The organism is Pseudorhizobium sp. NPDC055634, from assembly GCF_053618655.1.
Genome location: NZ_JBSHHW010000002.1, coordinates 143,538 through 170,512 on the forward strand (window position 1 = coordinate 143,538; position 26,975 = coordinate 170,512).

Annotated in this window: 29 protein-coding genes; 13 read left to right on the top strand and 16 right to left on the bottom strand. The window is 64.3% G+C overall.

Going from position 1 to position 26,975, the window contains the following annotated elements:
• Window positions 1-43 precede the first annotated feature (43 nt).
• Window positions 44-1,039 (top strand): glycosyltransferase, encoded by a 996-nt coding sequence (locus ACWGPT_RS03730; protein ID WP_452604240.1) that lies wholly within the window; start codon window positions 44-46, stop codon window positions 1,037-1,039.
• Window positions 1,036-1,407, top strand: a complete 372-nt coding sequence (locus tag ACWGPT_RS03735) for a GtrA family protein (RefSeq protein WP_452604241.1) — start codon at window positions 1,036-1,038, stop codon at window positions 1,405-1,407. The genes ACWGPT_RS03730 and ACWGPT_RS03735 overlap by 4 nt, the downstream gene beginning before the upstream one ends.
• 3 nt (window positions 1,408-1,410) lie before the next feature.
• Here ACWGPT_RS03735 and ACWGPT_RS03740 read toward each other — a convergent pair whose 3' ends face one another.
• Both ACWGPT_RS03740 and ACWGPT_RS03745 read right to left on the bottom strand, forming a co-directional pair.
• Window positions 1,411-2,397, bottom strand: coding sequence for a Gfo/Idh/MocA family protein (locus tag ACWGPT_RS03740; protein WP_452604242.1), 987 nt, complete (start codon window positions 2,395-2,397; stop codon window positions 1,411-1,413).
• Between the two features lie 113 nt (window positions 2,398-2,510).
• On the bottom strand, window positions 2,511-3,134 hold the full coding sequence (locus tag ACWGPT_RS03745; RefSeq protein ID WP_452604243.1) for a hypothetical protein: 624 nt from the start codon (window positions 3,132-3,134) through the stop codon (window positions 2,511-2,513).
• Between the two features lie 129 nt (window positions 3,135-3,263).
• Between ACWGPT_RS03745 and ACWGPT_RS03750 the strand changes: the two genes are divergently transcribed.
• Together ACWGPT_RS03750 and ACWGPT_RS03755 are read left to right on the top strand one after the other, a co-directional pair.
• The gene (locus ACWGPT_RS03750) at window positions 3,264-3,680 is read left to right on the top strand and encodes a MarR family winged helix-turn-helix transcriptional regulator (RefSeq protein WP_452604244.1); all 417 of its coding nucleotides are present in this window, start codon (window positions 3,264-3,266) and stop codon (window positions 3,678-3,680) included.
• A 43-nt stretch (window positions 3,681-3,723) separates the two neighbouring features.
• A complete protein-coding gene (locus tag ACWGPT_RS03755) occupies window positions 3,724-4,119 on the top strand; it encodes a tautomerase family protein (RefSeq protein WP_452604245.1) in 396 nt (131 codons plus the stop codon).
• Here ACWGPT_RS03755 and pheT read toward each other — a convergent pair.
• From pheT to infC, 5 genes are all read right to left on the bottom strand, one after another.
• The gene (pheT, locus tag ACWGPT_RS03760) at window positions 4,116-6,539 is read right to left on the bottom strand and encodes a phenylalanine--tRNA ligase subunit beta (RefSeq protein ID WP_452604246.1); all 2,424 of its coding nucleotides are present in this window, start codon (window positions 6,537-6,539) and stop codon (window positions 4,116-4,118) included. The two genes, ACWGPT_RS03755 and pheT, sit on opposite strands and share 4 nt — an antisense overlap.
• Window positions 6,540-6,555: 16 nt before the next feature.
• On the bottom strand, window positions 6,556-7,638 hold the full coding sequence (gene pheS / locus ACWGPT_RS03765; protein ID WP_452604247.1) for a phenylalanine--tRNA ligase subunit alpha: 1,083 nt from the start codon (window positions 7,636-7,638) through the stop codon (window positions 6,556-6,558).
• 132 nt (window positions 7,639-7,770) lie between these two features.
• Window positions 7,771-8,175, bottom strand: coding sequence for a 50S ribosomal protein L20 (rplT, locus tag ACWGPT_RS03770; RefSeq protein ID WP_452604248.1), 405 nt, complete (start codon window positions 8,173-8,175; stop codon window positions 7,771-7,773).
• A gap of 39 nt (window positions 8,176-8,214) precedes the next feature.
• Window positions 8,215-8,418: a 50S ribosomal protein L35 gene (rpmI, locus tag ACWGPT_RS03775; RefSeq protein ID WP_142522074.1), complete on the bottom strand. Its 204-nt coding sequence runs from the start codon at window positions 8,416-8,418 to the stop codon at window positions 8,215-8,217.
• 197 nt (window positions 8,419-8,615) lie between these two features.
• Complete coding sequence (infC, locus tag ACWGPT_RS03780; protein WP_452604515.1) at window positions 8,616-9,152, bottom strand: translation initiation factor IF-3; 537 nt, start codon at window positions 9,150-9,152, stop codon at window positions 8,616-8,618.
• Window positions 9,153-9,329: 177 nt separating this feature from the next.
• Between infC and ACWGPT_RS03785 the strand changes: the two genes are divergently transcribed.
• Window positions 9,330-10,139: an alpha/beta hydrolase gene (locus tag ACWGPT_RS03785; protein ID WP_452604249.1), complete on the top strand. Its 810-nt coding sequence runs from the start codon at window positions 9,330-9,332 to the stop codon at window positions 10,137-10,139.
• Window positions 10,140-10,270: 131 nt separating this feature from the next.
• Window positions 10,271-10,885 (top strand): transglutaminase-like cysteine peptidase, encoded by a 615-nt coding sequence (locus ACWGPT_RS03790; RefSeq protein WP_452604250.1) that lies wholly within the window; start codon window positions 10,271-10,273, stop codon window positions 10,883-10,885.
• 62 nt (window positions 10,886-10,947) lie between these two features.
• On the opposite strand, the gene mbfA is transcribed toward ACWGPT_RS03790, so the two are convergent.
• A complete protein-coding gene (gene mbfA / locus ACWGPT_RS03795; protein WP_452604251.1) occupies window positions 10,948-11,940 on the bottom strand; it encodes an iron exporter MbfA in 993 nt (330 codons plus the stop codon).
• 221 nt (window positions 11,941-12,161) lie between these two features.
• Here mbfA and ACWGPT_RS03800 point away from each other — a divergent pair, with 221 nt between their 5' ends.
• The 3 genes from ACWGPT_RS03800 to ACWGPT_RS03810 all read left to right on the top strand — a co-directional run bounded on the left by ACWGPT_RS03800 (window position 12,162) and on the right by ACWGPT_RS03810 (window position 14,840).
• Window positions 12,162-13,268 carry a TRAP transporter substrate-binding protein gene (locus tag ACWGPT_RS03800; RefSeq protein WP_452604252.1) on the top strand — a complete coding sequence of 369 codons (1,107 nt, stop codon included), beginning with the start codon at window positions 12,162-12,164 and terminating at the stop codon, window positions 13,266-13,268.
• Window positions 13,269-13,420: 152 nt separating this feature from the next.
• The gene (locus ACWGPT_RS03805; protein WP_452604253.1) at window positions 13,421-14,524 is read left to right on the top strand and encodes a TRAP transporter substrate-binding protein; all 1,104 of its coding nucleotides are present in this window, start codon (window positions 13,421-13,423) and stop codon (window positions 14,522-14,524) included.
• Between the two features lie 145 nt (window positions 14,525-14,669).
• The gene (locus tag ACWGPT_RS03810) at window positions 14,670-14,840 is read left to right on the top strand and encodes a hypothetical protein (protein WP_452604254.1); all 171 of its coding nucleotides are present in this window, start codon (window positions 14,670-14,672) and stop codon (window positions 14,838-14,840) included.
• Between the two features lie 84 nt (window positions 14,841-14,924).
• Here the strand turns inward: ACWGPT_RS03810 and ACWGPT_RS03815 are convergent, their stop codons facing one another.
• The 4 genes from ACWGPT_RS03815 to ACWGPT_RS03830 form a co-directional block, all read right to left on the bottom strand.
• The gene (locus tag ACWGPT_RS03815; RefSeq protein WP_452604255.1) at window positions 14,925-15,095 is read right to left on the bottom strand and encodes a hypothetical protein; all 171 of its coding nucleotides are present in this window, start codon (window positions 15,093-15,095) and stop codon (window positions 14,925-14,927) included.
• 75 nt (window positions 15,096-15,170) lie between these two features.
• Window positions 15,171-15,716: an N-acetyltransferase family protein gene (locus tag ACWGPT_RS03820; RefSeq protein WP_452604256.1), complete on the bottom strand. Its 546-nt coding sequence runs from the start codon at window positions 15,714-15,716 to the stop codon at window positions 15,171-15,173.
• A gap of 21 nt (window positions 15,717-15,737) precedes the next feature.
• Complete coding sequence (locus ACWGPT_RS03825; protein WP_452604257.1) at window positions 15,738-16,310, bottom strand: helix-turn-helix domain-containing protein; 573 nt, start codon at window positions 16,308-16,310, stop codon at window positions 15,738-15,740.
• A gap of 44 nt (window positions 16,311-16,354) precedes the next feature.
• Entirely contained in the window at window positions 16,355-17,905 is a 1,551-nt protein-coding gene (locus ACWGPT_RS03830) for a VOC family protein (RefSeq protein WP_452604258.1), read from the bottom strand.
• 219 nt (window positions 17,906-18,124) lie between these two features.
• Between ACWGPT_RS03830 and chrA the strand changes: the two genes are divergently transcribed.
• Complete coding sequence (chrA, locus tag ACWGPT_RS03835; RefSeq protein WP_452604516.1) at window positions 18,125-19,318, top strand: chromate efflux transporter; 1,194 nt, start codon at window positions 18,125-18,127, stop codon at window positions 19,316-19,318.
• A gap of 6 nt (window positions 19,319-19,324) precedes the next feature.
• On the opposite strand, the gene ACWGPT_RS03840 is transcribed toward chrA, so the two are convergent.
• Complete coding sequence (locus ACWGPT_RS03840) at window positions 19,325-20,830, bottom strand: CHASE domain-containing protein (RefSeq protein ID WP_452604259.1); 1,506 nt, start codon at window positions 20,828-20,830, stop codon at window positions 19,325-19,327.
• Window positions 20,831-21,014: 184 nt separating this feature from the next.
• The gene (locus ACWGPT_RS03845) at window positions 21,015-21,416 is read right to left on the bottom strand and encodes a ketosteroid isomerase-related protein (RefSeq protein ID WP_452604260.1); all 402 of its coding nucleotides are present in this window, start codon (window positions 21,414-21,416) and stop codon (window positions 21,015-21,017) included.
• An 81-nt stretch (window positions 21,417-21,497) separates the two neighbouring features.
• Between ACWGPT_RS03845 and ACWGPT_RS03850 the strand changes: the two genes are divergently transcribed.
• From ACWGPT_RS03850 to lepA, 3 genes are all read left to right on the top strand, one after another.
• Window positions 21,498-22,091, top strand: a complete 594-nt coding sequence (locus ACWGPT_RS03850; protein WP_452604261.1) for a GNAT family N-acetyltransferase — start codon at window positions 21,498-21,500, stop codon at window positions 22,089-22,091.
• The gene (locus ACWGPT_RS03855; RefSeq protein WP_452604262.1) at window positions 22,088-22,957 is read left to right on the top strand and encodes a carbon-nitrogen hydrolase family protein; all 870 of its coding nucleotides are present in this window, start codon (window positions 22,088-22,090) and stop codon (window positions 22,955-22,957) included. Before ACWGPT_RS03850 ends, ACWGPT_RS03855 begins: the two co-directional genes overlap by 4 nt.
• 75 nt (window positions 22,958-23,032) lie before the next feature.
• Window positions 23,033-24,853 carry a translation elongation factor 4 gene (lepA, locus tag ACWGPT_RS03860; RefSeq protein WP_452604263.1) on the top strand — a complete coding sequence of 607 codons (1,821 nt, stop codon included), beginning with the start codon at window positions 23,033-23,035 and terminating at the stop codon, window positions 24,851-24,853.
• A gap of 94 nt (window positions 24,854-24,947) precedes the next feature.
• On the opposite strand, the gene ACWGPT_RS03865 is transcribed toward lepA, so the two are convergent.
• Both ACWGPT_RS03865 and ACWGPT_RS03870 read right to left on the bottom strand, forming a co-directional pair.
• Entirely contained in the window at window positions 24,948-25,397 is a 450-nt protein-coding gene (locus tag ACWGPT_RS03865; RefSeq protein WP_452604264.1) for an autotransporter domain-containing protein, read from the bottom strand.
• Between the two features lie 22 nt (window positions 25,398-25,419).
• Window positions 25,420-26,853 (bottom strand): autotransporter domain-containing protein, encoded by a 1,434-nt coding sequence (locus tag ACWGPT_RS03870; RefSeq protein ID WP_452604265.1) that lies wholly within the window; start codon window positions 26,851-26,853, stop codon window positions 25,420-25,422.
• Window positions 26,854-26,975 lie beyond the last annotated feature (122 nt).

A 26,975-nucleotide genomic window follows, 5' to 3' on the forward strand; every position in this document is an offset into this window, starting at 1 on the left:
CCGGACGAACCTGCGCCGATTTTCCGGTTAGCGAGTGAAAATCATGACCGCCAGTTCCGTCGATATCGCAATCCTCCTGCCCTGCTACAACGAGGCGGCCACGATCGGCGACGTCGTGCGTGGCTTCCGGGCCGCGCTGCCCACCGCGCGGGTCTATGTCTACGACAACAATTCCACAGACGGCACGGCGCTGAAAGCGATGCTCGCCGGCGCCCACGTCGTGCGCGAACGCCGGCAGGGCAAGGGCCACGTCGTCCGGCGCATGTTCGCCGATATCGAGGCCGACATCTACGTCATGGCAGACGGCGACGGCACCTACGTTCCCGCCGATGCGGAGGAATTGGTGCGCACGCTGCTGACCGAGCGCGCCGACATGGTGGTCGGCACCCGGCGAGGCGTGCTCGCCGATGCGGGACGCCAGGGCCACGCCGCCGGCAATCGCCTCTTCAACCTTCTCTACCGGACGATCTTCGGGCGCGACTTCACCGATATCTTCTCGGGCTACCGCGCCTTCTCCCGCCGCTTCGTAAAAAGTTTCCCGGCCGTTTCCGGCGGCTTCGAGATCGAGACGGAGATGTCGGTTCATGCATCGAGGCTGAAGCTCCCCGTCAGCGAGATCGAGCTGCATTACGGGCGCAGGCCGGAGGGTTCCCATTCCAAGCTTTCCACCGTCCGGGACGGCAGCCGCATCCTGTGGATGTTCGCCATGCTGATGAAGGAAACGCGCCCGTTCGTCTTCTTCGGGATGATCAGCGGCACCATCCTTGCCGCCAGCATCGGCTTCATGCTGCCGGTGCTCGCCGAATACTTCCGGACCGGGTTCGTCAGCCGCGTGCCGACCTGGATCCTGTCGATGGCGCTGATGATGGTCTCCCTCCTCGTGTTCACCGCCGGGCTGATCCTCGATTCCCTGTCGAGGGCCCGCAACGAGCAGCTTCGGCTTGCCTATATCGCCCAGCGGGGGATCGCCGGCACGAGCCTGCAGGGCGCGGATGAGGTATCGTCGCCGGGCGAGTCGCGTTCCGCCGACGCCGCATGAGGAAACTCGTCTGGTTCGTCATGGCCGGCGGAACCGGATTTGCGATCGACGCCGGGCTGACCCAGTTGCTGATCGCGCTGACGCCGGCCGGTCCGTTCGTTGCCCGCATCCCGGCGATCATGGCGGCCATGACGGCCACCTGGTTCCTCAACCGCAACTTCACCTTCGGCCGGTCGTCGTCCTCGCTTGCGGCCGAGGGCTTCCGCTACTGGGCGGTCGGGATCACCGCGGCACTCCTGAACTACGGCGTCTATTCGGCGCTGATCTATCGGCTGCCCGTGCAGCCGTTGGCGGCGATCGTGTTCGCCTCGATTGCCGCCATGGCATACAGTTTCTTCGGCTATTCGCGCTTCGTCTTCGGGCGCTGACGCCTAGACCTCTTCCCAGCCGTCGTGGCCGCCGGCACGGTAGATCGCGTCGATGAAGCGCTGGTTCTTCAGCGAATTCTCCAGCGTCACCACCTCGGCGCCCTCGCCCGCCACGGCGCGCGAGAAAGCCTCGGCCTGGCGCCGGTACTGGCGGCTGTCCTGGAAGCGGAAGATCTGCGATTCGGTATGCTTCTGGTTGGTGAGCTCGATTTCCTCGGCGCCCCAGCGCTCGGCGTTGAAGGGCGACTTCACCTCGATATATCCCTCGGTCCCGTGGAAGACCATGACCTGACGGTTGGCCATCTGGGTGGCGACGTAGAAACTCATCTCGAAATCACCGAAGTCCGCCTTGACGCTCGCGTAGATGTCGGTGCCGAAATCCGGGTCGCGCTCTGTGACGGCTTGCACGCGAAGCGGCTCGCGACCGGTCGCAAAGCGGGTGGTGATCGCCGGATAGACGCCGATATCCGGCAGCGCGCCGCCACCGAGTTCGGGAATGTTGCGCATGTTGGCGGCGTCGCGGTTGAAATAGGTGAAGGCGCCCTGCACGTGGCGCAGCCGCCCGATCGCTCCCTCGGCGATCAGTTCGCGAACCTTCAGCCACACCGGCGAATAGGTGACCATGAAGGCTTCGGAGATCAGCACCCCATTGCGGTCTCTCGCGGCGATCAGCCGCTCGATCTCGTCCGCCTTCAGCGCGATCGGCTTCTCGCACAGGACGTGCTTGCCGGCGTCCGCCGCCTTGATAGACCATTCCACATGCTGGCTCGTCGGGAGCGGAATATAGACCGCGTCGATGACGTCGGAGGCAAGCATTTCCTCGTAGGAGCCGAAAGCGTGCGGGACGGAAAACCGGTCGGCCATGGCGCGGGCGCGGGGCAGGTCCCGGCTTGCGACGGCCGTGACCACGCAGTTTTCCGCGTCCTGCAGCGACAACACGACGATGTCCCGGCCGATCTTCGCCGTCGACAGAATTCCAAAACGCAACATTCTCTCCTCCCGATCTGAAATGTTGCGGCACCATATGGTCGGGCTCCGGGCTATGCAACGGCAGGATCGCATCGGCACGACGACCTTCCCGGAAGGTTCCGCCGAGAGCGCCTTCAGGCTCCGGCCGCCGGGGTGGGAAACCCGTCATAGAAGGCCGAATGGTCGCCCTCGTGATTGGCCATGCCGGGCTTGGTCAGCACGCCCCGCGGAACGGCATAGCTCATGATCCGCCGCGCCGGGCGCTCGTGCCACTGGATGTTGAAGGCCCAGAGCTTCGGGAAGAAGCAGAGCGAGGCGTATGGCAGGTGATCATGAATCCACCAGGCCATCTTGCGCCAGTCGCCCTCGCGGTCGCAGTTGTCGAGCAGCCATGGCACGACGACACAGGCCGTCGCTCCCATGCAGCCGTCCGCATCGCGCATGTCCCATATATGATCGGCGGCAGACGCCGCGTTCGTCGAACAGTTGAGGCCGTTGCGGTTGCCGAATTCGTTGACGGCCGCGGACCTGTAGCCCGAACGCAGGTGAAGCCGCCCGAAGGTCGCCTGCAACGGCTCCAGCAGTTCCTCGCACAGGCGCCGTCCGGCCGTAATGGCAAGGTCCGGATCGTCGGGGAGGTTCGGGATGTCGTAGGTGACCGCAATCTCGGAAAACAGGAAGTCCCGGAAGAAGAAGTTCTTCGACAGCCGCACCCGGCCGAGATCTTCCAGCCCCTTCATCGAGTTCGGCTTGCGCATGCCTTTCCTCCGATCTCCACCACCGCCGCGGCCCAGGCTACCTGGCCTCGGCCACGTTGCTCAAGCACCCTTTCCTCACCGGGTCCTTTTTATAGTTGCATTTGCAACTATAAATGCTATCGTCCGACGATGTTCGATCATTGCCTCTATTTCAACACGACCGCACTGGCCCGCCAGCTGGAGCGCGTGTGGACGGAAGCCTTCAAGCCCTTCGACCTCACTCCGTCGCAAGCCTTCACCCTGCGCGCCATCCTGCAGAGGCCCGGAATGCTTCACAGCGAGCTGGCCCTCGCCCTGAAGATTGCGCGGGCAACGGCAACCCGGGCGGTGGACGGCCTTGTCGCGCGCGGCCTCGTCGAGCGTCGAGCGACCAAGAACGATGGCCGGGAGTCCGAAATATATCCGACGGCCGAGGGCATCGCGCTTGCGGACGGGCTGAACGCTGCCAGCGGAAAGGTGACGGAGCGCCTGAAGGACGAGCTCGGCATGGACGTGTTTGGCGATTTCGTACGGCAGGCGCGGTCCATCGGCGGACGCCTGCCTTGATGCAAACCCATATAGTTGCATTGCTAACCAATAGAGAAAGAGTATGCCGATCCTGAATGTGAAAGTCAGTGGCGAACGCTCTGACGAAATGACCCGCGCCATTTCAACGCTTCTGGGCGAGTTGACGCAGCGCATCCTCGGCAAGTCCCCGGCAGTCACGGCGATCGCCATCGACTATGTCGATCCGCGCGACTGGATCGTCGGCGGCAGCACCCTTGCCGAACAGGGCAAATCGAGCGTCTATTTCGATATCAAGATTACCGACGAGACGAATACGAAAAGCGAGAAGGCCGCCTATATCCAGGCGGCCTTCGAAGGGTTCGAGCGCCTCCTCGGCAACCTACACGAGGAAAGCTACATCTATGTCGAGGATGTGCGCGCCGCTACCTATGGCTACGGCGGCAAGACACAGGAATGGCGATACCAGCGCGCCGGCTAGGCGCGCAGGCTGCCCCCGGTCGCCTTTTCGACATTGGCGACGATCTTCGCCGTCAGCGCCTCGAAGTCCTCGTCGGTGAGCGTCTTTTCGACCGGCTGGATCAACACCTCGATCGCCACGGACTTGCGCCCCTCGCCGAGCGACGCACCCTCGAAGATGTCGAAGACGTTGACGCCGGTGATCAGCTTGCGGTCGGCGCTCGTCGCCGCCTTCACGACCGCGCCTGCCTCGACATCCGAGCCGACGACGAAGGCGAAGTCGCGCTTCACCATCTGGAAGGGCGAAAGCTCGAGCGGCGGCTTGGTACGGGTTGCCTTCTTCTTCGGCTCCGGCATGGCATCGATATAGACCTCGAAGCCGCAAAGTGCGCCGGAGACGTCGAGCGCTCCCAGAGTCTTCGGATGGAATTCACCGAAATAGCCGAGAACCACCTTGGGGCCCATCTTGATCGTCCCGGAACGGCCCGGATGGTACCAGGCAGGCGCGCCCTTCTCGATCTGGACGTTGCCCATGGGAAGGCCGCAGGCTTCCAGGACGGCCAGCGCGTCGGCCTTGGCGTCGAAGACGTCAACCGCCTTGCCGCCGCCGCGTGTCGCATTCGACCACAGCCGGCCGGCGCCGGCGATCGACGCCGTGCCGCGGCGAACACCCCCGGCAACGCGGCGCTGGCCTTCCGGCGCGTCGCTCTCATAGGTGCCGGAGACCTCGAAGATCGCCACGTCGCCATAGCCCTTGTCGGCATTGCGCTGGGCCGCCGTCAGCAGGCCGGGCAGAAGCGAAGGCCGCATGTCGGACATGTCGGAGGCGATCGGATTGGCGAGCTTGAGGCGTGGCGAGCCGCCGCCGAAGAGCTTTGCCTGCTCCTCGGAGATGAAGGACCAGGTCACTGCCTCCAGCATGCCGCGTGCCGCAAGCGCCCGGCGGGCGGTACGGCTGCGGACCTGCAGCGTCGTCAGGATGCGGCCATTGACCGTACCGAGGCTTTCGATCGGCTCCGGCAGGATCTGGTCGACCCCGTGGATGCGCATGACCTCTTCCACGAGATCCGCCTTGCCGTCGATGTCGGGACGCCAGGAGGGCACGGTGACCGACAGGCGGCTGCCCTCGCCCTTCACCGCAAAGCCCAGACGCGCAAGGATCTCGCGGCACTCTTCTGCCGTGACCTCGAGGCCGGTGAGGCGCTTGACCTCGGACGTCGGGAAATCGATCACCTTGGGTTCGAAGCCCTTGTAGCCGACAACCCTCGCTTCAGCCGGCGTGCCGCCGCAGGCCTCGAGCACCAGTTGCGTGGTGCGCTCCAGGCCGGGGATCATGTATTCGGGGTCGACGCCGCGTTCGAAGCGGTAGCGGGCATCGGTGATGATGCCGAGCGCGCGTCCGGACTTGGCGATGTTGATCGGGTCCCAAAGCGCCGATTCGATCAGCACGTCGGTCGTCGTCTCGTCGCAGCCGGAATGCTCGCCGCCCATGATGCCGCCGATCGATTCAACACCGTTCTCGTCGGCGATGACGACGTTGTTGGGCGTGAGCTTGTACTCCCGCTGGTCGAGTGCAAGCACGGTCTCGCCCGCCAGCGCGCGGCGCACGGTCAGGTCGCCGTTCACCTTGGCGGCGTCGAAGACGTGCATCGGCCGACCCTGGTCGAAGGTCATGTAGTTGGTGATGTCGACCAGCGCGTTGATGGGCCGCAGGCCGATCGCCTTCAGGCGCTGCTGCATCCAGGCGGGGCTCGGACCGTTGCGCACACCCCGCACGAGGCGAAGCGCAAAGCCGGGGCAAAGGCGCTCGTCGTCGAGCACGATCCTGACATCCACCGGCGTCTCGCCCTCGGCCGTGAACGCGGGCACCGGATGCTGCTTCAGGGTTCCGAGACCGGAGGCGGCGAGATCGCGCGCAATCCCGTGGATCGAGGTGCAGTCCGGCCGGTTCGGCGTCAGGTTGATCTCGATGACCGGATCGTCCAGCCCGGCATAGGTCGCGAAGGGCGTGCCGACGGGTGCATCCACCGGAAGGTCGATGATTCCGTCATGGCTGTCGGAAATGTCGAGTTCCTTCTCCGAGCACATCATGCCGTGGCTTTCGACGCCGCGGATATTGCCGACGGAGAGCGTCACGTCGATGCCGGGAACATAGGTGCCCGGGCGCGCGAGAGCGCCGACCAGGCCCGCACGGGCGTTCGGGGCGCCGCAGACGACCTGCACCGGCTTGCCGTCTCCGGCATCAACCATCAGCACCTTCAGCCGGTCGGCCTGGGGGTGCTGTTCCGCCGAGAGAACCTTGGCGATGACGAAGGGCTTGTACGCCGCCTTGTCGTCGACGTCCTCGACCTCGAGCCCGATCGCCGTCAGGCGCTCACAGATCTCGTCCAGGGTGGCGTCGGTCTCGAGATGATCCTTGAGCCAGGAGAGCGTGAATTTCATAGTGTCTGTCCTCCCCTTACGCGCTCAGGCCGCCGAACAGCGTCGGCATGTCGAGTGGGCGGAAGCCGTAGTGGTTCATCCAACGGACGTCGGCGTTGAAGAAGTCGCGAAGGTCCGGCATCCCGTATTTCAGCATGGCTATGCGGTCGAGGCCCATGCCCCAGGCAAAGCCCTGATACTCGTCGGGGTCCAGCCCCCCGGCACGAAGCACGTTCGGGTGAACCATGCCGCAGCCGAGGATCTCCATCCAGTCGGAGCCCTCGCCGAACTTCACGATCGGGCCGGAGCGGTCGCACTGGATGTCGACCTCGAAACTCGGCTCGGTGAAGGGGAAGAAGGAGGGGCGGAAGCGCATGGTGACGCTGTCCACCTCGAAGAAGCTCTTGCAGAACTCCTCCAGAATCCACCGCATGTGGCCGACATGGCTTTTCTTGTCCACGACCAGGCCCTCGACCTGATGGAACATCGGCGAGTGCGTCGCGTCCGAATCCTGACGATAGGTCTTGCCGGGGATAACGATGCGGATCGGCGGCTTCTGCGCTTCCATCGTGCGCACCTGGACCGGCGAGGTGTGGGTGCGCAGCACCTTGCGCTCGCCATTCTCGTCCGCCTGGAAGAAGAAGGTGTCGTGCATCTCGCGCGCCGGGTGACCTTCCGGGAAGTTCAGCGCCGTGAAATTATAGTAGTCGGTCTCGATGTCCGGACCTTCCGCGATCGAGAAGCCCATGTCCGCGAAGACGGCGGTGATCTCGTCCACGATCTGGCTGATCGGATGGATGCGACCCCGCTCCGCGGGGGAGGAACGTACCGGCAGCGACACGTCCACCGTCTCGGCCTTCAGGCGCGCCTCGATTGCCGCATCCTTCAGCACGGTCTTGCGGGTGTTGATCGCCTCGGCGATCTCGTTCTTCAGCGCGTTGATCGCCGCGCCCCGCGTCTGGCGCTCCTCGGCGCTCATGGCGCCCAGCGTCTTCAGGAGTTCGGAAACCGACCCCTTCTTGCCGAGCGCGTTGACGCGAACCGCTTCGATCGCCGGTTCGTCGCCTGCCGCGGCGATTTCCGCGAGGAGCGATGTTTTCAGGTTTTCCAGATCGGACATGGTTTCTTCCGTGTGATGCTCGGCGCCGTTGTCAACGTCGCGTCCTGACGGGCAAAAGAAAAACCCGCGCCAGCCCAGACCAGCGCGGGTTTCCCAAAAACTATGAAGCTCGTGAAGCCTGGGAAGCGCTGGTTACTTGACCGCGCTTTCAAACTCGTTGGCAGTGCCGTTTTCCTTGAGGTACTCGAGAGCCTTCTTGGAAGCATCAACGAGGGCACCGAAGGCAGCCGGCTCATGGATGGCCATGTCGGACAGAACCTTGCGGTCGACCTCGATGCCGGCCTTGTTGAGGCCGTCGATGAAGCGGCCGTAGGTCAGGCCGGATTCGCGGACGGCAGCGTTGATGCGCTGGATCCACAGGGCGCGGAAGTTCCGCTTCTTCGCCCGGCGGTCGCGGGTCGCGTACTGGCGCGAACGATCGACTGCGGCCTTCGCGGCGCGGATGGTGTTCTTGCGGCGGCCGTAGAAGCCCTTGGCTGCCTTGAGGGTCTTGGTGTGCTTGGCGCGGGACGTTACGCCACGTTTTACGCGTGCCATGTCATGATCTCCTTAATGATCCAAATCGACGAAAAGGTCTCAGAGACCGTTCGGCAGGTAGTTCTTGACGACCTTCTTGCCATCAGCTTCGGCAAGGATCATCGTGCCGCGTGCATCGCGGATGAACTTGTTGGACCGCTTGATCATGCCGTGGCGCTTGCCGGCGGCAGCTGCGACGACCTTGCCGGTCGCCGTGATCTTGAACCGCTTCTTGGCGGACGACTTCGTCTTCATCTTGGGCATTTTGCTACTCCATTCTTCTTCTGAAACCGGCTGACGAGGCCTGTTTCAAGCATATTAAGAACGGCCTCGGCATGCCCTGCCGGACCGTTCGGACGCGCGCTTATAACCGCAGTCGGAAAAAAGCGCAACGGCATCGGTGAAGGTTTTGAGGCCGGATCAAACCGCCCGTCGCGGCCTTCCGGCGAGTGGACCGGCGCTCAACGAGGCGCCAGCACCATCATCATCTGGCGACCTTCGAGCTTCGGCTCCGCCTCGACCTTGGCGATCTCCGCCGTGTCTTCCTTGACCTGCTGCAGGAGCTTCAGGCCGAGTTCCTGGTGAGCCATCTCGCGACCACGGAAGCGCAACGTCACGCGAACCTTGTCGCCGTCCTCGAAGAACCGGTTGATCGCCTTCATCTTCACCTCATAGTCATGGGTGTCGATGTTCGGGCGCATCTTGATTTCCTTGATCTCGACGATCTTCTGCTTCTTGCGCGCCTCGGCAGCCTTCTTCTGGTTCGCATACTTCAGCTTGCCCAGATCGAGGATCTTGCACACCGGCGGATCGTTGTTGGGAGAGATCTCGACGAGGTCCAGGCCGGCCTCTTCGGCCATCCTCATCGCTTCGTCTGTCGCAACGGAGCCGAGGTTGTTTCCTTCGGCATCAATGAGCTGAACCCGTGGAACCCGGATCTCCCGGTTTGAGCGCGGCCCTTCCTTGACGGGGGCATCGGCTTTGAACGGTCTGCGAATGGTCGTATTCTCCTTGGCTGTTTCTCTAGAACGCCGCAAATCCGCCGAAAATCGCGGAAGCGTCGGCAATGTCGTAATCGCGACGGCGAAGTCAATAGCATAGCGCTGGGAAAAAATCACCTGCTGCCCGCAGGCGAAGAATCTGTTCTATAAGGCCCGCCTCGAAAAGGAAGTCCCATGTCAGAACATCGCGAGATCAAGCCGCCGCAGTCCAGCTCCATCCTTGTCGGCCCACCGGGGGCCGCACGGGAAATCGCGATCCTCCACCGGCCGGCGGAGACCCGTCCGGAAGCACCCGCCCTCGTCTGGCTCGGCGGCTACCGGTCTGACATGACCGGCACCAAAGCGGTGGAGATGGACGCACTCGCGGCGGAAACCGACTCGGAAGCGATCCGCTTCGACTATTCCGGGCACGGCGCCTCTGGCGGAGAGTTCCGCGACGGCACGATATCGCGCTGGCTGGAGGAAGGGCTTGCCGTCCTCGATGCGCTGAAGCCCGCGCGGGTCGTCCTCGTCGGCTCCTCCATGGGCGGATGGATCGCGCTCCTGATGGCGCGCGAACTGCGCCGCCGCGGAAGCCCCCGGCTCGAGGGGCTGGTGCTGATCGCCCCCGCTCCCGACTTCACCTCGGAACTCATCGAGCCCCACCTGACCGAAGAGCAACGCCAGGCGCTGGAGAGGGACGGTTACTTCGAGGAACACTCCGAATATGCCCCGGAGCCGAATATCTATACCCGGGCGCTTCTGGAGGACGGCCGGCAGAACCGCGTCCTGACCGGCATCATCGAGACCGGATGCCCCGTTCATATCCTGCAGGGAATGGCGGATCCCGACGTCCCATACCGGCACGCGCTGACGCTGATCGAGCACCTCCCGTCGGACGACGTGGTGCTGACGCTCATCCGGGACGGGGACCATCGACTCTCGCGGCCCCAGGACCTCGAAAAGCTCCGCTCCGCCCTCCTACCCCTCATAAATAGTGATTAATAAATAAGCTGATACTCAAATGCATCACCCTTAACCATATTCGACATCTTAACAAATCCTTAAAAGTTGATCGATTGACAGGGCGGGCCCACCCGACTTAACGTTTTGTTAAGACTTGAAGGGACGGGTCCATGAAAAATGCATTGAAGGCGCAGCTGGCTGCTGTAGTCCTAGCATCCATTCTTGCGCCGACATCCGCTGCGGTTCCCGCACCTCGAACGCAGGCGCACATGGTGACCGGAGCGGTCACCTCCCAGCCCATCGGGCATTACGAATTCTGCCGACAGAATCCCGGGGAGTGCAACAGGCGCCTCGCCTCCAGCCCGCCTCCGAAGCTCACGCCCAGCGGCTGGGCCGCCATCAAGCGCGTCAATGCTTCGGTGAACGCGCGGATCAAGGCGATGACCGACAAGGACATCTACGGACGCGAGGAAGTGTGGGTCTATCCGACGGAGGTCGGCGACTGCGAGGACTATGCGCTCCTGAAGCGGCGCGAGCTCGCGGCGAAAGGGTTCTCGCTGTCGGACCTGCTGATCACCGTCGTCCGCAAGCCGGATGGCGAGGGGCATGCCGTCCTGACGGTCCGCACCGCGCAGGGCGACTTCATCCTGGACAACCTCGAGCCCGAGGTGAAGCTCTGGTACGAGACGTCCTATACCTATCTGAAGCGGCAGGCATCCTTCAGCACCGGCCGCTGGGTCAGCATCGAGAACGGAAGCGATGTCGTGGTCGGCGCCCTGCGCTGATCCGATCCTCCGGTAGAACATGAAAAAAGCGGGCCCGGCCCGCTTTTTTCATGTCTCTGCGTCTATCCGTGGCCGATCAGGATGCCCGCCGCCAGCACGAGCGCTCCGCCGATCACGACCTGCAGCACCGCGCGCAGGAAGGGCGTCTTCATGTACCGGTTCTGGATGAAGGCGATCGCCCACAGCTCGACGAAGACGACGATGCCGGCAATGGTGGTCGCGGTCCAGAAATCCGGGATGAGATAGGGCAGCGTGTGGCCGAGACCGCCGAGGGTAGTCATGATGCCGTTGGAGAGCCCCCGCTTTATCGGAGACCCCCGTCCGGAAATCTTGCCGTCGTCATGAGCGGCTTCCGTAAAGCCCATGGAAATGCCCGCACCCACCGAGGCCGACAGCCCGATCAGGAAGGTCGACCAGGTATTCTGCGTCGCGAAGGCCGCGGCGAAAATCGGCGCCATAGTGGAGACCGAGCCGTCCATCAGGCCCGCAAGTCCCGGCTGCACGTAGGTCAGGATGAACTGGCGCCGTGCCGTCTCGTCCTCGCGAGCCCGCTCCTCCTCGCCCACATGCCTTTCGCCCAGCGCCCCGGCAATCTCCTCGTGGCCCTGTTCGGCCAGGGCCAGGTCGCCGAGAAGCCGGCGCGTCGAGGCATCGGTCACCCGCCTTGCCGCCTCGGTGTAGAAACGGGCGGCCTGCTTCTCCATCTCCGTCGCCTGCTCGCGGATCGTATCGAGCGGCAGGTTTCGCGCCAGCCAGTCGGGGCGGCGCGCATGGAAGCCGCGGACATGCTCGCGTCGGATATGCGGAATCTTCTCGCCGAAACGCGACCGGAAGGTCTCGATCAGGTTGTTCTTGTGGGTCTGCTCCACCTCCGCCATTTCCTCGAACACCTTGGCCGACGCCGGGTAGCGGTCGCGAAGGTTGTCGGCATAGGCAAGGTAGATGCGGGCATCCTCCTCCTCGGCCTCGATCGCGAGGGCAAGGATTTCCTCCTCGCTGAGGGAATCGAAGGACCGGCGAGCCCAGGCGGCGGATGAGAGTAGTGCACCCAACATGTCGAACCCTCGTTTAGAACGGTTCTAAGCTACAGCCTGGGCCTCTGCAGATCAAGCGCCCTCGCCAAGCCGTGGCGCAGAGGGCCGGTGCGCAACAACTGCAACACGATCTACCACTTTGGCGCAATTATCAGGCTTTGGGCTTGCTGTCGGGGAAATGATCGCCGTAGAAGACATTAGCTGCGGCTCCAGCCGCGCCAGCTACAGGAAAGGCATGCTCAATGAACCGCAGAAACTTCATCCGCCAGGCCGGCACGGCCGGCATTGTCGCCGGCTCGGCGGCAGCCCTTGCCTCCCCGGCAATCGCCCAGGAAAATCCCAAGATCACCTGGCGGATGACATCATCCTTCACCAAGGGCCTCGACATCCTCTTCGGCGCCGCCGAGATCGTCGCCAATCATGTCCGTGAAGCATCGGACGGCAATTTCGTGATCCAGCATTTCGCCGGCGGCGAGATCGTTCCCGCGCTGCAGGCCGCGGACGCCGTCACGTCCGGCACGGTCGAGATGGCCCATACCTGCGCCTACTACTATGTCGGCAAGGACCCGACTTTCGCGCTCGGCACCGCCGTTCCCTTCGGCCTCAATGCACGCCAGACCAATGCCTGGTTCAACCAGGGAGGCGGCAACGAGCTGCTCAACGAGTTCCTGGCCGGCTATAACATCCACTCCATCCTGCTCGGGAATACCGGCGCCCAGATGGGCGGCTGGTTCCGCAAGGAAATCAATACGATCGAGGATCTCAAGGGCCTCAAGATGCGCATTGCCGGCCTCACCGGCCAGGTAATGAGCAAGGTCGGCGTCACGCCGCAGCAGATCGCCGGCGGCGATGTCTATGCGGCGCTCGAAAAGGGCACGATCGACGCGACCGAATTCGTCGGCCCCTATGACGACCAGAAGCTCGGCTTCCAGAAGGTCGCCAAGTACTACTACTATCCGGCATGGTGGGAAGGCGGTCCGGCCGTCCACGCCTTCGTCAACCTGGACAAGTGGAACAGCCTGCCGGAAAACTACAAGCGCATCCTGCAGGATGCCTGCGCCGCCGGCAGCGCCAGCATGCTGGAGCGCTACGATGCCCGCAACCCGATCGCCCTGAAGGAACTGGTCGCTTCCGGCGCCGTCCTGCGCCCGTTCAGCCAGGAAATCCTCGAAGCCAGCTACAAGGCGGCACAGGAAACCTATGCCGAGATCTCGGCCGCCAATCCGGCCTTCAAGAAGATCTACGACAGCCAGCAGGCCTTCAAGAAGGACGCCTATCTGTGGGCCCAGATCGCCGAATACAGCTATGACACCTTCATGATGATCCAGCAGCGCAACGGCGCGCTCTAATTACGTCGCGACAAAGGAGAGCCCGGCGACGGGCTCTCCGCACGACCTGACCACCGACGCCGCCGCGAAACCCGGATTCCCGCTGCCATTGCCCTGTTCCGGCCATCAAGTGCTGGGAAAAGCCGCCAAAATTCGTCACCAGGAGAACTCCAATGAACCGCAGAAGATTCTTGAGGCAGGCTGCAACAGCCGGCGCAGGCGCCGCAACGGCCGCCACGCTCGCCGCGCCGGCCATCGCCCAGGAGCAGCCGCAGATCACATGGCGGCTCACTTCGTCATTCCCGAAGAACCTCGACATCATCTTCGGTGCCGCCAACGAGATCGCCGACAGCGTCAGCACCGCGACCGACGGCCGTTTCACCATCCAGGTCCTGGCCGCCGGCGAGATCGTTCCGGGCCTCCAGGCCGCTGATGCCGTTGCAAGCGGCACGGTGGAGATGGCCCATACCTGCTCCTACTACTACATCGGCCAGGATCCGGCCTTCGCGCTCGGCACCGCCATCCCCTTCGGCCTGAACGCCCGCATGACCAATGCCTGGTTCGAGACGGGCGGCACCGACCTGATCAACGAGTTCCTCGCGCCGCGCAACCTCTACGCGCTGCCCGCCGGCAACAGCGGCACCCAGATGGGCGGATGGTTCCGCAAGGAGATCAACACGGTCGAGGATCTCAAGGGCCTCAAGATGCGGATCGCCGGCCTTGCCGGCCAGGTCCTGTCGAAGGTCGGCGTGACGCCGCAGCAGATCGCCGGCGGCGACGTCTATCCGGCGCTGGAAAAGGGCACGATCGATGCGACGGAATTCGTCGGTCCCTATGACGACCTCAAGCTCGGCTTCCACAAGGTGGCGCGGTACTACTATTATCCCGCTTGGTGGGAAGGCGGTCCGGCCATGCACGCGTTCTTCAACCTGGAGAAGTGGAACGGCCTGCCGAAAAGCTATCAGCAGATCCTCAAGAACGCCTGCGCTTCGGCAAACAACAACATGCTTGCCAACTACGACGCCAAGAACGCTGCAGCCCTCAAGCAGCTGGTTGCCGAAGGCGCCATCCTGAAGCCGTTCAGCCAGGAGGTGATGGAAGCCTGCTACAAGGCCGCCATGGAAACCTATGCGGAGCTTTCTGAAAAGAGCCCGGCCTTCAAGACGCTTTACGATAGCCAGCTGGCGTTCAAGAAGGACGCCTATCTCTGGGCGCAGGTGGCGGAATACAGCTTCGACACGTTCATGATGATCCAGCAGCGCAACGGCGTGCTCTGAGCCTCACGGACCCGTTCGGCCTCGTCGCCTAAAAGCCCCGCCCGGTGCGGGGCTTTTTTTATGGAGCACGCTACCATTCGTTGAAATTTCCGGGAACGCCAGAGGCACTCATCCGTTCTGTGCAACCGCACCGGAGAATATTCCAATGGCATACCACCACCCCCCGCGCCAGGCCAAGAGCGGCCTCGGTACCGCTGTCCTCTTCATGCTCTTCGTGATCGTCGGCGGCGGCCTTCTCGCCACGACCATGGAGGAAGGTCCCTCCGTCGCCCGCGTCTATCTCGCCAAGGACCTGAATGCCGCCGCCGTTCGGTAACAGCGCGACTGACCCTCGTTCGACATCCCCGAGATCTACGAATGAGCCCCGCAGAGGCGGGGCTCGAACTCGTCGTGGCGCCGTCTAGGCGGCGCCGGTATTCGGCCGGTTGCGGCCGACGTTGGCATTGCCCGACGAGGTCTTTCCGTCCGGCTCCTGACCGTAATAGGTGCCGCCCAGATGGCCGCCCGCGCTGGTGTTCTCCACCTGCTGCTGGGCGCGCTTGATGGCTTCCTTCACGTTCGTCTTCGTCATTCTTCGTCTCCGTCTTTCGGGTTGGTGACCTCTACTCAACCCCGGTCGCCGGATGATGTTCCGAGTTTTCGGGCCTCAGGGCAACGGGGCGCCGCCTCCACCATTGCCGATGCGCTTGTAAAAAAGCGTCGTGCCGCAAAGGCCGCCCTGCGGCCACATCGCATAGTCCGGGATGGTGCCTACGCGCTGCCAGCCGAAGCGCGGATAGATGCTCTCGGCCTCGCTGCCGGCGGCCGTGTCCAGTACCAGGAGGGTGCGGCCACGCCTTGCCGCCTCCGCCTCGACTGCGTCCATCAGGAGGCGCGACAGGCCGCGACCGCGGGCCGAGCGGTGGACGAGCAGCTTCATCAGGTCGCCCCGATGCGGCTGGTTCGGCTTGGTCGCCAGCCCGACCTGCACCGTCCCGACCACCTTTCCTTCCGTCTCGGCGATTGCCAGGATCGTCCGGCCGCCCTCGACCTCGTCCGCGACCTGCGCCCAGTATCCGCCCGCGTCCTTCGGCTCGAAGGGCAGCATGAATCCGAGCGAGGCCCCGCCCTGGACGCAGTCGGAGAGGACGTCGCAAAGCGACGGTATGGTTGCGCGTGCCGTCACGGCATCGGCAATATGGATGGTCGTCATCGTTCTCGCCCTCCCTGTGGTTCATCGTCCCCGGTCAAGGATGACCGCGTATTTCGCAGCGCCCTTACCCGGATTGTAGAAGTCGAAGGCATCGCCGAGATCCATGAACAGGCAGTCGCCTGCCTGCAGGCGATGGACCGTCCCTGCGATCTTCATCTGCAACTCGCCCTCCAGCAACCAGACATGCTGGGTCATCGAGCGACTTTCGGGGCGGGGCGGAAAGCTCACCCGTGCGCCCGGCGGAAATTCCACCGCGACGATATCCACCCGGCTCGGCATGCCCGGCGGCGAAACGGACCGCCGCACGTAGCCCGTGTGCGGGTCGCGCCAGAGCCGCTGCTCGTCCCGCCGCCGAAGGGGCGAGGAGGCTTCCGTCACGTCCGCAAAGAAGCTGGAGAGTGTAATCCCGAGCGCTTCGCAGAGCCGGGCAAGCAGGGCCGCGGTCGGGCTTGCCTCCGCCCGCTCGATACGGGAGATCATCGCCCGGCTGACGCCGGAGCGCTCTGCGAGTTCGTCGAGGGTCAGCCCATGCTCTGCCCGCAGGGCCCGCACCCGCTCGGCGATCGATTTATCTACCGGAACCGCGTCCATCATCCAAGAATGGATTTCTCTTATGATGGAGTCAAGCCCGTGCTTCACTACCAGGTTCGGGTTTGCAGCCACTCGCGGCTCAATGAAATATCCTCGTCGGCAAGGGTGTGGCCGGCGTCGATGACGTGGCTCGTGAGCATCGCCCCGCTCTCCTTCAACCAGCTTTCCAGCCGTCTTGCGGATGGCAGTGCGAGATCCTGGGCACCGCTCACCATCAGGAGATCGGTCCCCGCCAGGTCTGCGGGCGGCGGATCGTCGAGCACCAGCATCGGCCGCAGGAGAATGGCGCGCCGGATGAGCCCGGGGTGAAGCGCCATGGTGGCGGCCAGGAAGTTGGCGCCGTTCGACTGGCCAAGGAAGACCAGCCGCTCGGGATCAAGCCTGTAGCCCTCCAACGCGCCATCAAGGAAGGCGGCGAAGGCGTCGGCCTCGTCGCGGATATCCTGCTGGTCGAAGCGACCCGCCGGTAGGCGCCGGAACCAGCGCGGAAAGCCCTCCTCGGAGGCACGGCCGCGCAGGCCGAGAAGCGTGGCATCCGGCGCGATCCGGTGCGCGAACGGCATCAGGGCCGCCTCGTTACCACCGCTGCCGTGGAGAAGCATGAGGGTCTCCTCGCCCGGTGCCTCGGGCACATGGAACCGGTGCACGAAGGGCAGGTGCCGGCGCGGCATGCGCGGCTCGCCCGGGAGGGAGAACTGCGGCAGCAGAACCTTCAGGTCCCGCTCGCGGTCCTGCTCGCCCGGCGGCACGAACAGCGTTTCGCCAAGGTGTCCCGGAGCCTCGTCTATCGTGAACCCCGGACCGTCCGTCGCATATTCGATCAACGTACCGCCCGGCTCGCGGACATAGAGCGAGGTGAAGTATTTCCGGTCGTGAAAACTGGTCGTCGACGAATTGCGTCTCGACAGTTCCGTTTCTGCCGCCTCGATCGCCGCCACGTCGGGTGCCCGGAAGGCAACGTGGTCGGCCGTTCCGGTTCCGGGAATTCCGGGGACATAGCCGGTCGCGTCACGTACATCGACAGCATCGGTGCCGGAGAGCATCCGCTGCAGTACACCGAAAACCGGGCCCGGGCGATATCCGAAGCGTTGGAGAAATGCCGTGGTTTCTTCCTGCGTCTCGGTCAGGAGGGTGACGGCGCGCAGGCGCTCCACCGCAAGCCCGTCGGACGCGGTATCGGCGGTCGCTTTCCCGTTCGCGACGAGCTTGACGATAATGCCGTCCGGGTCTTTCAGGCGCAGCACCGTCTCGCCGAACTCGTGCAGTGGACCTTCCACAGGCACCCGATGGGTGATCGCCCTCGTCAGCCATTCGCCGAGCGTGTTCTGGGGAACCGAAAAGGCGATCTCGGATACCTGTCCGTTGCCCACGCGTCCCTGCGCCCCGTCCTCCCAGACGAGGAAGGTGACAAGGGTTCCCGGCTCCGCATGCGCATTTCCGTAGAAGAGATGCAGTTGCTCTGCATCCTCGAAGCCGCCTGTGCGCTTGACGAGGTGGAGCCCCAGGAAGCCGAGGTAGAAATCGACATTCTCCTGCACCCGGCGGGTGATGAGCGTGACATGATGAATGCCTGTGGCGAAGGACGGGATCGAGGGCATGGCGCGCCTTTGCTTTGACTTCTATCCCCGATGGTAGACCCGCTTGCGGGACCAAGTTCAAGCACCGGGGAACGATTAAACCCTCCGGATCCCTTGTCGGCTTGTCACATTGCTTGCCTACGATTAGCCTTTTCTCCGAACGCGGCGGGAGGCCGGGACATCATCTTGACGAAGCTCGTGCCGCCACCGACCGAACCCTTCTCCCTTGACCGCGATGCGATGGCCGTACCGCCCGGCAGCGCCGGCGAGGTCTTCCGCGCCTTCCTGAAGCTTGGCCTCACCTCCTTCGGCGGGCCGGTTGCCCATCTCGGCTATTTCCGCGACGAACTCGTCCGGCGTCGCAGGTGGATCGATGACGCCGGCTATGCCGATCTGGTGGCGCTCTGCCAGTTCCTGCCCGGCCCGACGTCGAGCCAGGTCGGGTTCGGGATCGGCCTGCTGCGGGGCGGGGCGCTTGGCGCCCTGGCGGCGTGGGCCGCTTTCACCCTGCCCTCCACCATCCTCCTCGTGGCGTTCGCGCTCGCTGCGGACACATTCGGGGGTCCGGCATGGGAGGGCGTCCTGCATGGGCTGAAGCTGGTGGCGGTCGCCGTCGTCGCCCAGGCTGTCTGGGGGATGGCAAGGAGCCTGACGCCGGACGGGCAGCGGATCGGCATCGCCCTGGCGGCAGGCCTTGCCGTTACGCTCCTTTCCGGCTCCGCGGGCCAGGTCGCTGCAATCATCGCCGGCGGGCTGGCGGGACTTTTTCTCTGCTGCGGCGACACGGTTATGGAGTCTCTGCGGCACTCCTTCCGTCTGCCCCGCCCGGTCGGCGGCATCTGCCTTGCGCTTTTCGTCCTGCTGCTTCTTGGCCTCCCGGTCCTGTCTGCCGTTACCGGCCTCCAGGGCATCTCGCTGTTCGACGCGTTCTACCGGGCCGGAGCGCTGGTTTTCGGTGGCGGCCACGTCGTCCTGCCGCTTCTGGAGGCGGAGGTGGTCGCGCCGGGATGGGTGACCCGGGATGCCTTCGTCGCGGGTTACGGCGCGGCCCAGTCTGTACCCGGGCCGCTCTTCACCTTCGCCGCCTATCTCGGAGCGATGGTTGGACCCGAACCCAACGGCCTATGGGGTGCGACGATCGCGCTTGTGGCGATCTTCCTGCCGGGCTTCCTTCTGCTCCTGGGCGTCTTGCCCTTCTGGGACCGCTTCCGCCGCCAGTCATCGGCACAGGCTGCCATGCGCGGTGCAAATGCCGCGGTGGTCGGCATTCTTGCGGCGACCCTCTGTAGCCCGGTGGCCACGAGCGCCATCCTCAGCACCTACGACGCCGCGCTTGCGCTGGCTGCATTCCTGCTTCTGGTGGTGTGGAAAACCCCGCCATGGATCGTGGTGCTGGCCACGGCCCTTGTCGGTGCCGCACTCGCCTGGACCTGAGGGCCGCTAGCCCCCTGCCCCCTTCAACGGCCATTCGATGACCAGCCGGTAGCGCCCTTCCTCGATGCTGCGCGAGAGCGTGCCGCCCAGTTGGCGCTTTACCAGCGTCTCTATCAGCCTTGTGCCGAAGCCGCTGGCCCCTGCCTCTATCGCCGTCCTGGCGTGTTCGACCCATTCGATGCGGGCGCGCTCGCCGGCGCTCCAGCGTACGTCGAGCCTGCCTCCGGCCTGGGCGAGCGCCCCGTATTTCAGCGCATTCGTCAGAAGTTCATGCAGGACCAGTCCGAGCGCCTGCGCTTCACCGGAGGCGAGGACCAGCAACGGGCCCTCGATGGTCAACGCGTCGACGCTTCCACCCACCGACGCCAGTTCCGCCTTCAGCAGCGCCTCGAGATCGACCTGTCCGTCGAGAGACGGATTGAGCAGGTCCTGAGCGGCTGCGAGGGCCTGGAGCTGCCGTTCCAGGGCTGACAGGAACTCTTCCTTCGTCTCCGCCTGCCGCGCCGTGAGCCGGGCAATGCCGGCGATGCGGGCAATTGCATTCTTGAGCCTGTGCTTGCTTTCGTCGAGGAGAAGGCCGCGCTGTTCCGCCGCCTGCCGCGCTTCCCGGGCAGCCTCGCGCTCTGCGGCGATCCGCTGCTCACGCTGCTGGAGGAGGCGCTGGAGCAGGAGAGCGACGACACCGCCAACCAGCAGGGTGATGAACGAAGCCCGCGTGAACAGGCCGCCCCTGTCCCGGAAGGCGAGGTCGATCACCCATTCTCGGTCGGCCACCGTGACCGGAAAGCGCCCCTGCCAGTCGACGGGGTGCTCCGGCTCCAGCATGACGATGCCGGTCTTGGCGTCGACAAGCCTTGCCTCCACGCCGAGATCGGTCGGCACGGACAGCGCCGTCTTCATGAGGTCCCCGGCGCGGTAGGGGGCGTAGACCATGCTATGCATGGATTTTCCGTCGGCAGACGGCACCGGGAGGTAGATGAGAAAGCCCGTCTGCTTCTCCCGGGTGATCTCCTGCACCAGTTCCACCGGCCCTGTCGCGGCAACCTTTCCGGAACGCCAGGCCTTGTCCATGGCTTCCCGGCGGACCGGCTCGGAATACATGTCGTAGCCGTAAGCCGCCCGGTTGCGGTCGTCCGACGGCTCGAGGACGACGATCGGGAACCGGTAAGGCTGGTCCGTTTCCGGCCAGATCCGCTGGTCGCCGCCATAGGAGGAGCGCAGGATGTCGAGCGCAGCCGACGTGTCGCCCGCCGGCTGGAAGAGCGCAATCCCGACGCCCTGCATGCCGCCGGTGAGGTCCTCCTGGTCGCCGAGATCGAGGAAGCGGCGGACTTCGGAGACATTCACCCTGTAGTCGTTTGCAACCAGGAAGGAGCGCAGGAAGAAGAGAAGGGAGGTCTGGGCCTCGACGCGTCCGCCGATCCGCTCGGCGAGCATGCCAAGGTCATGGGTGTCCTGCTGGACGCGCATGCGCTCCATCACGCCCGCCGCCCCGAGCGACAGGAGCAGCACGACCCCTCCCGCGAGGAACGGACCCGCCCGTTGTCCCTTTTGCCTGCTCAGCGTCCCCGATCCTTTTCGACCCCGTGTCCCTTCGGAGCATCAGCAGGACGGATCGCCCTGCTATGGCGGCTATCCGTCAAGATTGCGGCTGCAAGTTGGCGTGCGCCGGCAAAGAGTGGCGCAATCCCGGCGATTATCCGCCGACCTGCGCAATCCAGTCGTTTAGGTTGTAATAGTTGGTCACCCGCGCGACCTTGCCGTCGCGGATGTCGAAGAAGGCTCCGGCCGGCAGCCGGTATGTCTGGCCCTTCGCCTCGGGCAGTCCCTCGTCGGTCGCGAGATACTCGCCGTTGACGATGAATTCGGCAGCGGCGCGGCGGCCGTCCGCGCTCTCCATCACCCCCATGTCCGTCAGCTTCTCGCGGTAGCAGCGGTTCATGTGTGCCATGAAGCTCGCGAAGGCATCCTTGCCCTCCTGCCGTTCGCCCTGGTTGATGTCGTGCACGACGTCGTCTGTCAGCAGCGCCAGAAAGCGCTCCATGTCCTGCGCGTTGAAGGCATCGTAATAGGCGCGGACGGTGTCGATGGCGGTCATGCTGGGTCCCCGGTCTGGCATAGGCTTGGAATGGTTGGCGCGCGACGGTATAACCGCTTCGCAACCGGCTGAACATAATCTATGACACTAGAAATAAAAACCTTTTCAGGCACCGAGGCCACGGCCCGCTTTGCCGACGTGGCGCGGTTGCGCATCGCCGTCTTCCGCGAATTCCCCTACCTCTATGACGGCGATCCTGCCTATGAGGAACGCTATCTCTCCACCTATGCCGGCTCGCGAGGCTCGATCTTCGTCCTGGCAATCGACGACGGGAAGGTTGTCGGCGCATCGACCGGAACGCCGATGGCGGCCGAGACCGACGAGGTAAAAGCGCCGTTCCTTGCCGCCGGTCGCGACCCGGCCGAATATTTCTACTTCGGCGAAAGCGTGCTCCTGCGGGCCTATCGCGGCCGCGGCATCGGCCTTTCCTTCTTCGCGGAGCGGGAGCGCCAGGCCCGCCGCCTCGGTCTGCTCCACACGACCTTCTGCGCCGTCGAGCGCCCGGCCGACCACCCGCGCCGGCCCGCCGGCTACGCGGCGCTCGACGCCTTCTGGGAAAAGCGCGGATACCGCCATCACCCGGAACTTCGCACCACGTTCACGTGGCGCGACCTCGACGAGGCACGCGAAAGCCCGAAACCCCTTTCCTTCTGGATCAAGGATCACGCCGCATGATCAAGCTTGCCGCCTGCCAGTATGCCATCGAGCTTATCGAGAGCTTCGACGACTATGCCCGACACCTGACGCGTCTCGTGGAACAGGCTGCCGACCAGGGCGCGCAACTGTTGCTCATGCCCGAATATGCCGGCATGGTGCTCGCCGGCCAGCTGGACGCGGCCGCCCGCTCTGACCTTCACGGATCGATCGCCGGTATCCAGCCGATCATCCCGCAATGGCTGGAGCTCTGCGAGACGCTCGCGCGGCGCTACCGCGTCCATTTCCAGCCGGGCTCGGCTCCCGTCGTCGACGATGACGGACAGTACCGCAACCGCGCCTGGCTTTTCGGGCCGGACGGGCTGATCGGTCACCAGGACAAGCAGATCATGACGCGCTTCGAGCGGGAGCAATGGGGAATTGCCGCCGGCACCGACGGGCTGCGCGCCTTCGAGACCCCGCTCGGCATCCTCGGTATCCTGATCTGCTACGATAACGAGTTCCCGATGCTCGGACGGCGCCTTGCTGAACTCGGGGTCGAACTGGTGCTCGCCCCCTCCTGTACGGACACGCTTGCCGGCGCCTATCGCGTGCGCATCGGCGCGCAGGCGCGGGCGCTGGAAAACCAGTATGCCGTGCTTTCCTCCCCCACCGCCGGCACGGCCGCCTGGTCGCCGGCGATGGACGAGAACCGCGGTCGGGCAGCGCTCTACGTTCCGCCCGACTACGGCATGCCGCCGTCCGGTGTCCTTGCGGAAAGCCTGTCCGACACGGTGGAGGAAAGCTCCTGGCTCCTCGTCGACATTGACCTTTCCGGCGTCGCGCTGCTCCGCACCGAGGGCCAGGTGGCCACCCGGCGTGACTGGCCGGAACAGTTTGCCGGCTAAAAGGCGCGCATTTGTCGCAAATGCCGGCCACTACCGGCTATGCGGCGCCCTTGACCGCTGCTATATGCGCGGACCATGAGCACCGATCGCACGCCCCTCGACCATATCCGCAACTTCTCCATCGTGGCCCATATCGACCACGGCAAGTCGACCCTTGCCGACCGGCTGATCCAGACCTGCGGCGGCCTTGCCGAGCGGGAGATGTCGGAACAGGTGCTCGATTCCATGGATATCGAGCGGGAGCGCGGCATCACCATCAAGGCGCAGACCGTGCGCCTGCACTACAAGGCCAAGGACGGCGACACCTATGTCCTGAACCTCATCGACACGCCCGGCCACGTCGATTTCGCCTATGAGGTCTCCCGGTCGCTGTCGGCCTGCGAGGGTTCGCTGCTGGTCGTCGACGCGTCGCAGGGCGTCGAAGCCCAGACGCTCGCCAACGTCTACCAGGCGATCGACAACGACCACGAGATCGTCACCGTCCTCAACAAGATCGACCTGCCGGCGGCCGAGCCCGACCGCATCAAGGAACAGATCGAGGAGGTGATAGGTATCGATGCCTCGGACGCCGTGATGATCTCCGCCAAGACGGGTCTCGGCATTCCGGACGTCCTTGAAGCCATCGTCCACAAGCTTCCCCCGCCGAAGAGCGAAGGCGGCGAGAAGGCTCCCCTCAAGGCGCTCCTCGTCGATTCCTGGTACGACACCTATCTCGGCGTCATGGTTCTCGTGCGCGTCATCGACGGCGTTCTCACCAAGGGCCAGCAAATTCGCATGATGGGCACCGGTGCTCGTTACGGCGTCGAGCGCGTCGGCGTGCTGACCCCGAAGATGCTGCAGGTGGATTCGCTCGGTCCGGGCGAGATCGGCGTCATCACCGCCTCCATCAAGGAAGTGGCCGATACGCGCGTCGGCGATACGATCACCGACGACCGGCGCCCGACCGAAAAGGCGCTCCCCGGCTTCAAGCCGGCCCAGCCCGTGGTGTTCTGCGGCCTCTTCCCGGTCGACGCGGCCGATTTCGAGGACCTGCGCGCCGCCATGGGCAAGCTCCGCCTCAACGACGCGTCCTTCTCGTTCGAGATGGAATCCTCCGCAGCCCTCGGCTTCGGCTTCCGCTGCGGCTTCCTCGGCCTCCTGCACCTCGAGATCATCCAGGAGCGGCTGGAGCGCGAGTTCAACCTCGACCTCGTCGCCACGGCACCGTCCGTCGTCTACCAGATGACGCTGACGGACGGCACGGAGAAGGAGCTGCACAACCCGGCCGACATGCCGGACGTGGTCAAGATCCAGGAGATCCGCGAGCCGTGGATCAAGGCGACAATCATGACGCCGGACGAGTATCTCGGCGGCATCCTGAAGCTCTGCCAGGACCGGCGCGGCATCCAGACCGAACTCACCTATGTCGGCAACCGGGCGATGATCACCTACGAGCTGCCGCTCAACGAAGTGGTCTTCGACTTCTACGACCGGCTGAAGTCGATCTCCAAGGGCTACGCCTCCTTCGACTACAACATCGTCGACTACCGCGCCGGCGACCTCGTAAAGATGTCGATCCTTGTCAACGGAGATCCGGTCGACGCGCTTTCCATGCTCGTCCACCGCTCCGCCGCCGACCGTCGCGGTCGCGGCATGTGCGAGAAGCTCAAGGAACTCATCCCGCCGCACATGTTCCAGATCCCGATCCAGGCCGCCATCGGCGGCAAGGTGATCGCCCGCGAGACCGTCCGCGCGCTTCGCAAGGACGTGACCGCGAAGTGCTACGGCGGCGACGCCACCCGCAAGCGCAAGCTCCTCGACAAGCAGAAGGAAGGCAAGAAGCGCATGCGCCAGTTCGGCAAGGTCGAAATCCCGCAGGAAGCGTTCATCGCGGCGCTGAAGATGGGAGACGAGTGAGGAGACGGAACCGGTTCCGCTTCTTCGCGAATTGTTTCGATAACGCGTTGCTGCATGAGGCCGATGAACGGTCCTCATGCAGCCTTTGGCCGGTTCAGAAAGCCACCCGAATTCCGCTGGTGACATCCACGGTCAGTGTGCCGCTCGACGTATAGCCGACCTCCGTCTTGGCGGAGAATTCGTAGCGGCCCTGCTTGAACCCGAAGTCGGCGCCCACGAAGCCTCGCCCCTGGAGGGACGAAGTCCCGTCGATCGTCAGGGCCGTGCCGAGCACGGCACCCTTTACGTCGTCTCCGTCGAGCCACGTGCCTTCGGCGCCGAGCCTGACATTCCCGATCCAGCCATCCGGTGCATCGTCGAACCGGAGGGACCCCAGTTCGATCTCGCCCCGTGCCGTCACCACGTTCGTATACTGCGATCCGATGGTCAGGTTGGCGTTCGAGCCGGTCTCCGTGTAGCCCTCCTGGTAGATACCAGCATAGGAGAGCGTCATGCTGGGCGTGATACGCATATTTGCCAGTTCGCTATCCACCCCGAAGGTCACGGCGGGGCTGAAAAAGGCGCCGTTATAAATCTCCGCTTGCCCGTTCGACGCCTCCCGCGACGGAGTTGTTCACGATCCGCCTACTACTGTCGTTGAAGGTCGCCCCGAAGGTCGCGGTCGCCTCCACGAAACCTGCTCCTAGATCGAATGTCCCGTAGCCGCCGCCGAGTACCGTCGCGGTGTCCACGGTCGCCCCGTTGTCCTGGAAAGCACTGCCATAGCCGAAGCCGGCAAAAACGCCGGCGATGGTTCCGTCGTCGAAGCGGGTATCGAGGCCGAAGAGAACGCCGCCCTGATTCACGCGCAGCCCCTCACTTTCGAGCGGCACGGAAAAGGATCCATAGGCACTCGTCCACGCACCATGGTCATAGCTGGGCGCGAAGTCCGGGAAGAACGGGGTCGCGGGCGTCGGCGCATAGGCGAGCGGCACAAATCCGCTTCCTTTCGCGCCCTGGCGACGCCCCGCAACGTGACGGCCGACGGCGTTGGAGACTGCCGCGCTCGTCGCCGCGGTCGTCGTCGCGCCCGCGGTTATCGGCTCGGCTGCAACCACGGTAAGAACATTGTCGCTGATGACGTAGGGCTGCCCGTTCGTATCGATCGTCCCGGGGACGCCGTTGAGCGTCAGCGAGGCATCCAGTCCGCGTGCGATATTGAGGGTGGCCGATTCCGTCTGGTCAAACCGGACCACCCCCTCGATGACCGACCCCTGCAGCAGGGTTAGCGTCTGGTCCGCCTGGCCCATGTAGATGGCTTCTGCATCCCGGCTTGCGATCGTACCGCTGTTGACCACGGTCATTCCGCGCGCGTTGGCCCAGATCCCCTGTGCGCCGTCGCCGGTCGCCCGGATGGTGCCGGTATTGGTCAGCACGTTTCGGCTGTCGACACCCGTCGTATGCCAGACATACACGCCGATGGCACTGTTGCCGCTCGTCGACAGCGTCCCGTGATTGGTTATATTGGCATTCGCGCCCCAAACGTTGATCCCGTCCGCGTCGACGCCCCTGGTGTCGATCGTCCGGTTGTTGACGATCGTCGCATCGCTGGCGTTCACATGGACGCCCCAAGAATTGTTGTCGGCGCTCGTCGAGATCGTGCCATCGTTGATCAGGGTGAAATGGGTCCCCGTGGCGTATACGCCATAGGCACACTCGCCCGTGGTGCTGAGGTTTCCGGAATTCGTGAAAAGGGTACGGGCAGCGCTCGACTGCAGGCCGTAGGCGGACATGTTGCTGGCCGAAACGGAGCCGCGGTTGTCGACGGTGGAGTTCGCACCGTTCACGACGATCGCCGTCGACCCCGTGGCAAGGCTACCGCCACTCTCGACGGTGAGGCTGTCCTCCGACCCGGCAAGGGTCTGGGTCACGTTTATTGTCTCGCCATTCCTGATCGTCAGGTCGGTCGCATGACCCTTCGGCGCCTGTACCGTCGCGACGACCGCAACGGACGCCAACATCGCTATCCGTGTCTTGTTCAACCCTGCCCCCGGCTGCCCTATTCGCCCCCCATAGACGAATCAACAGGTTACCCAGAAATGGTTCGGCGAATTTTTACCAGTAAAAGATAGTGGTTTTAGCA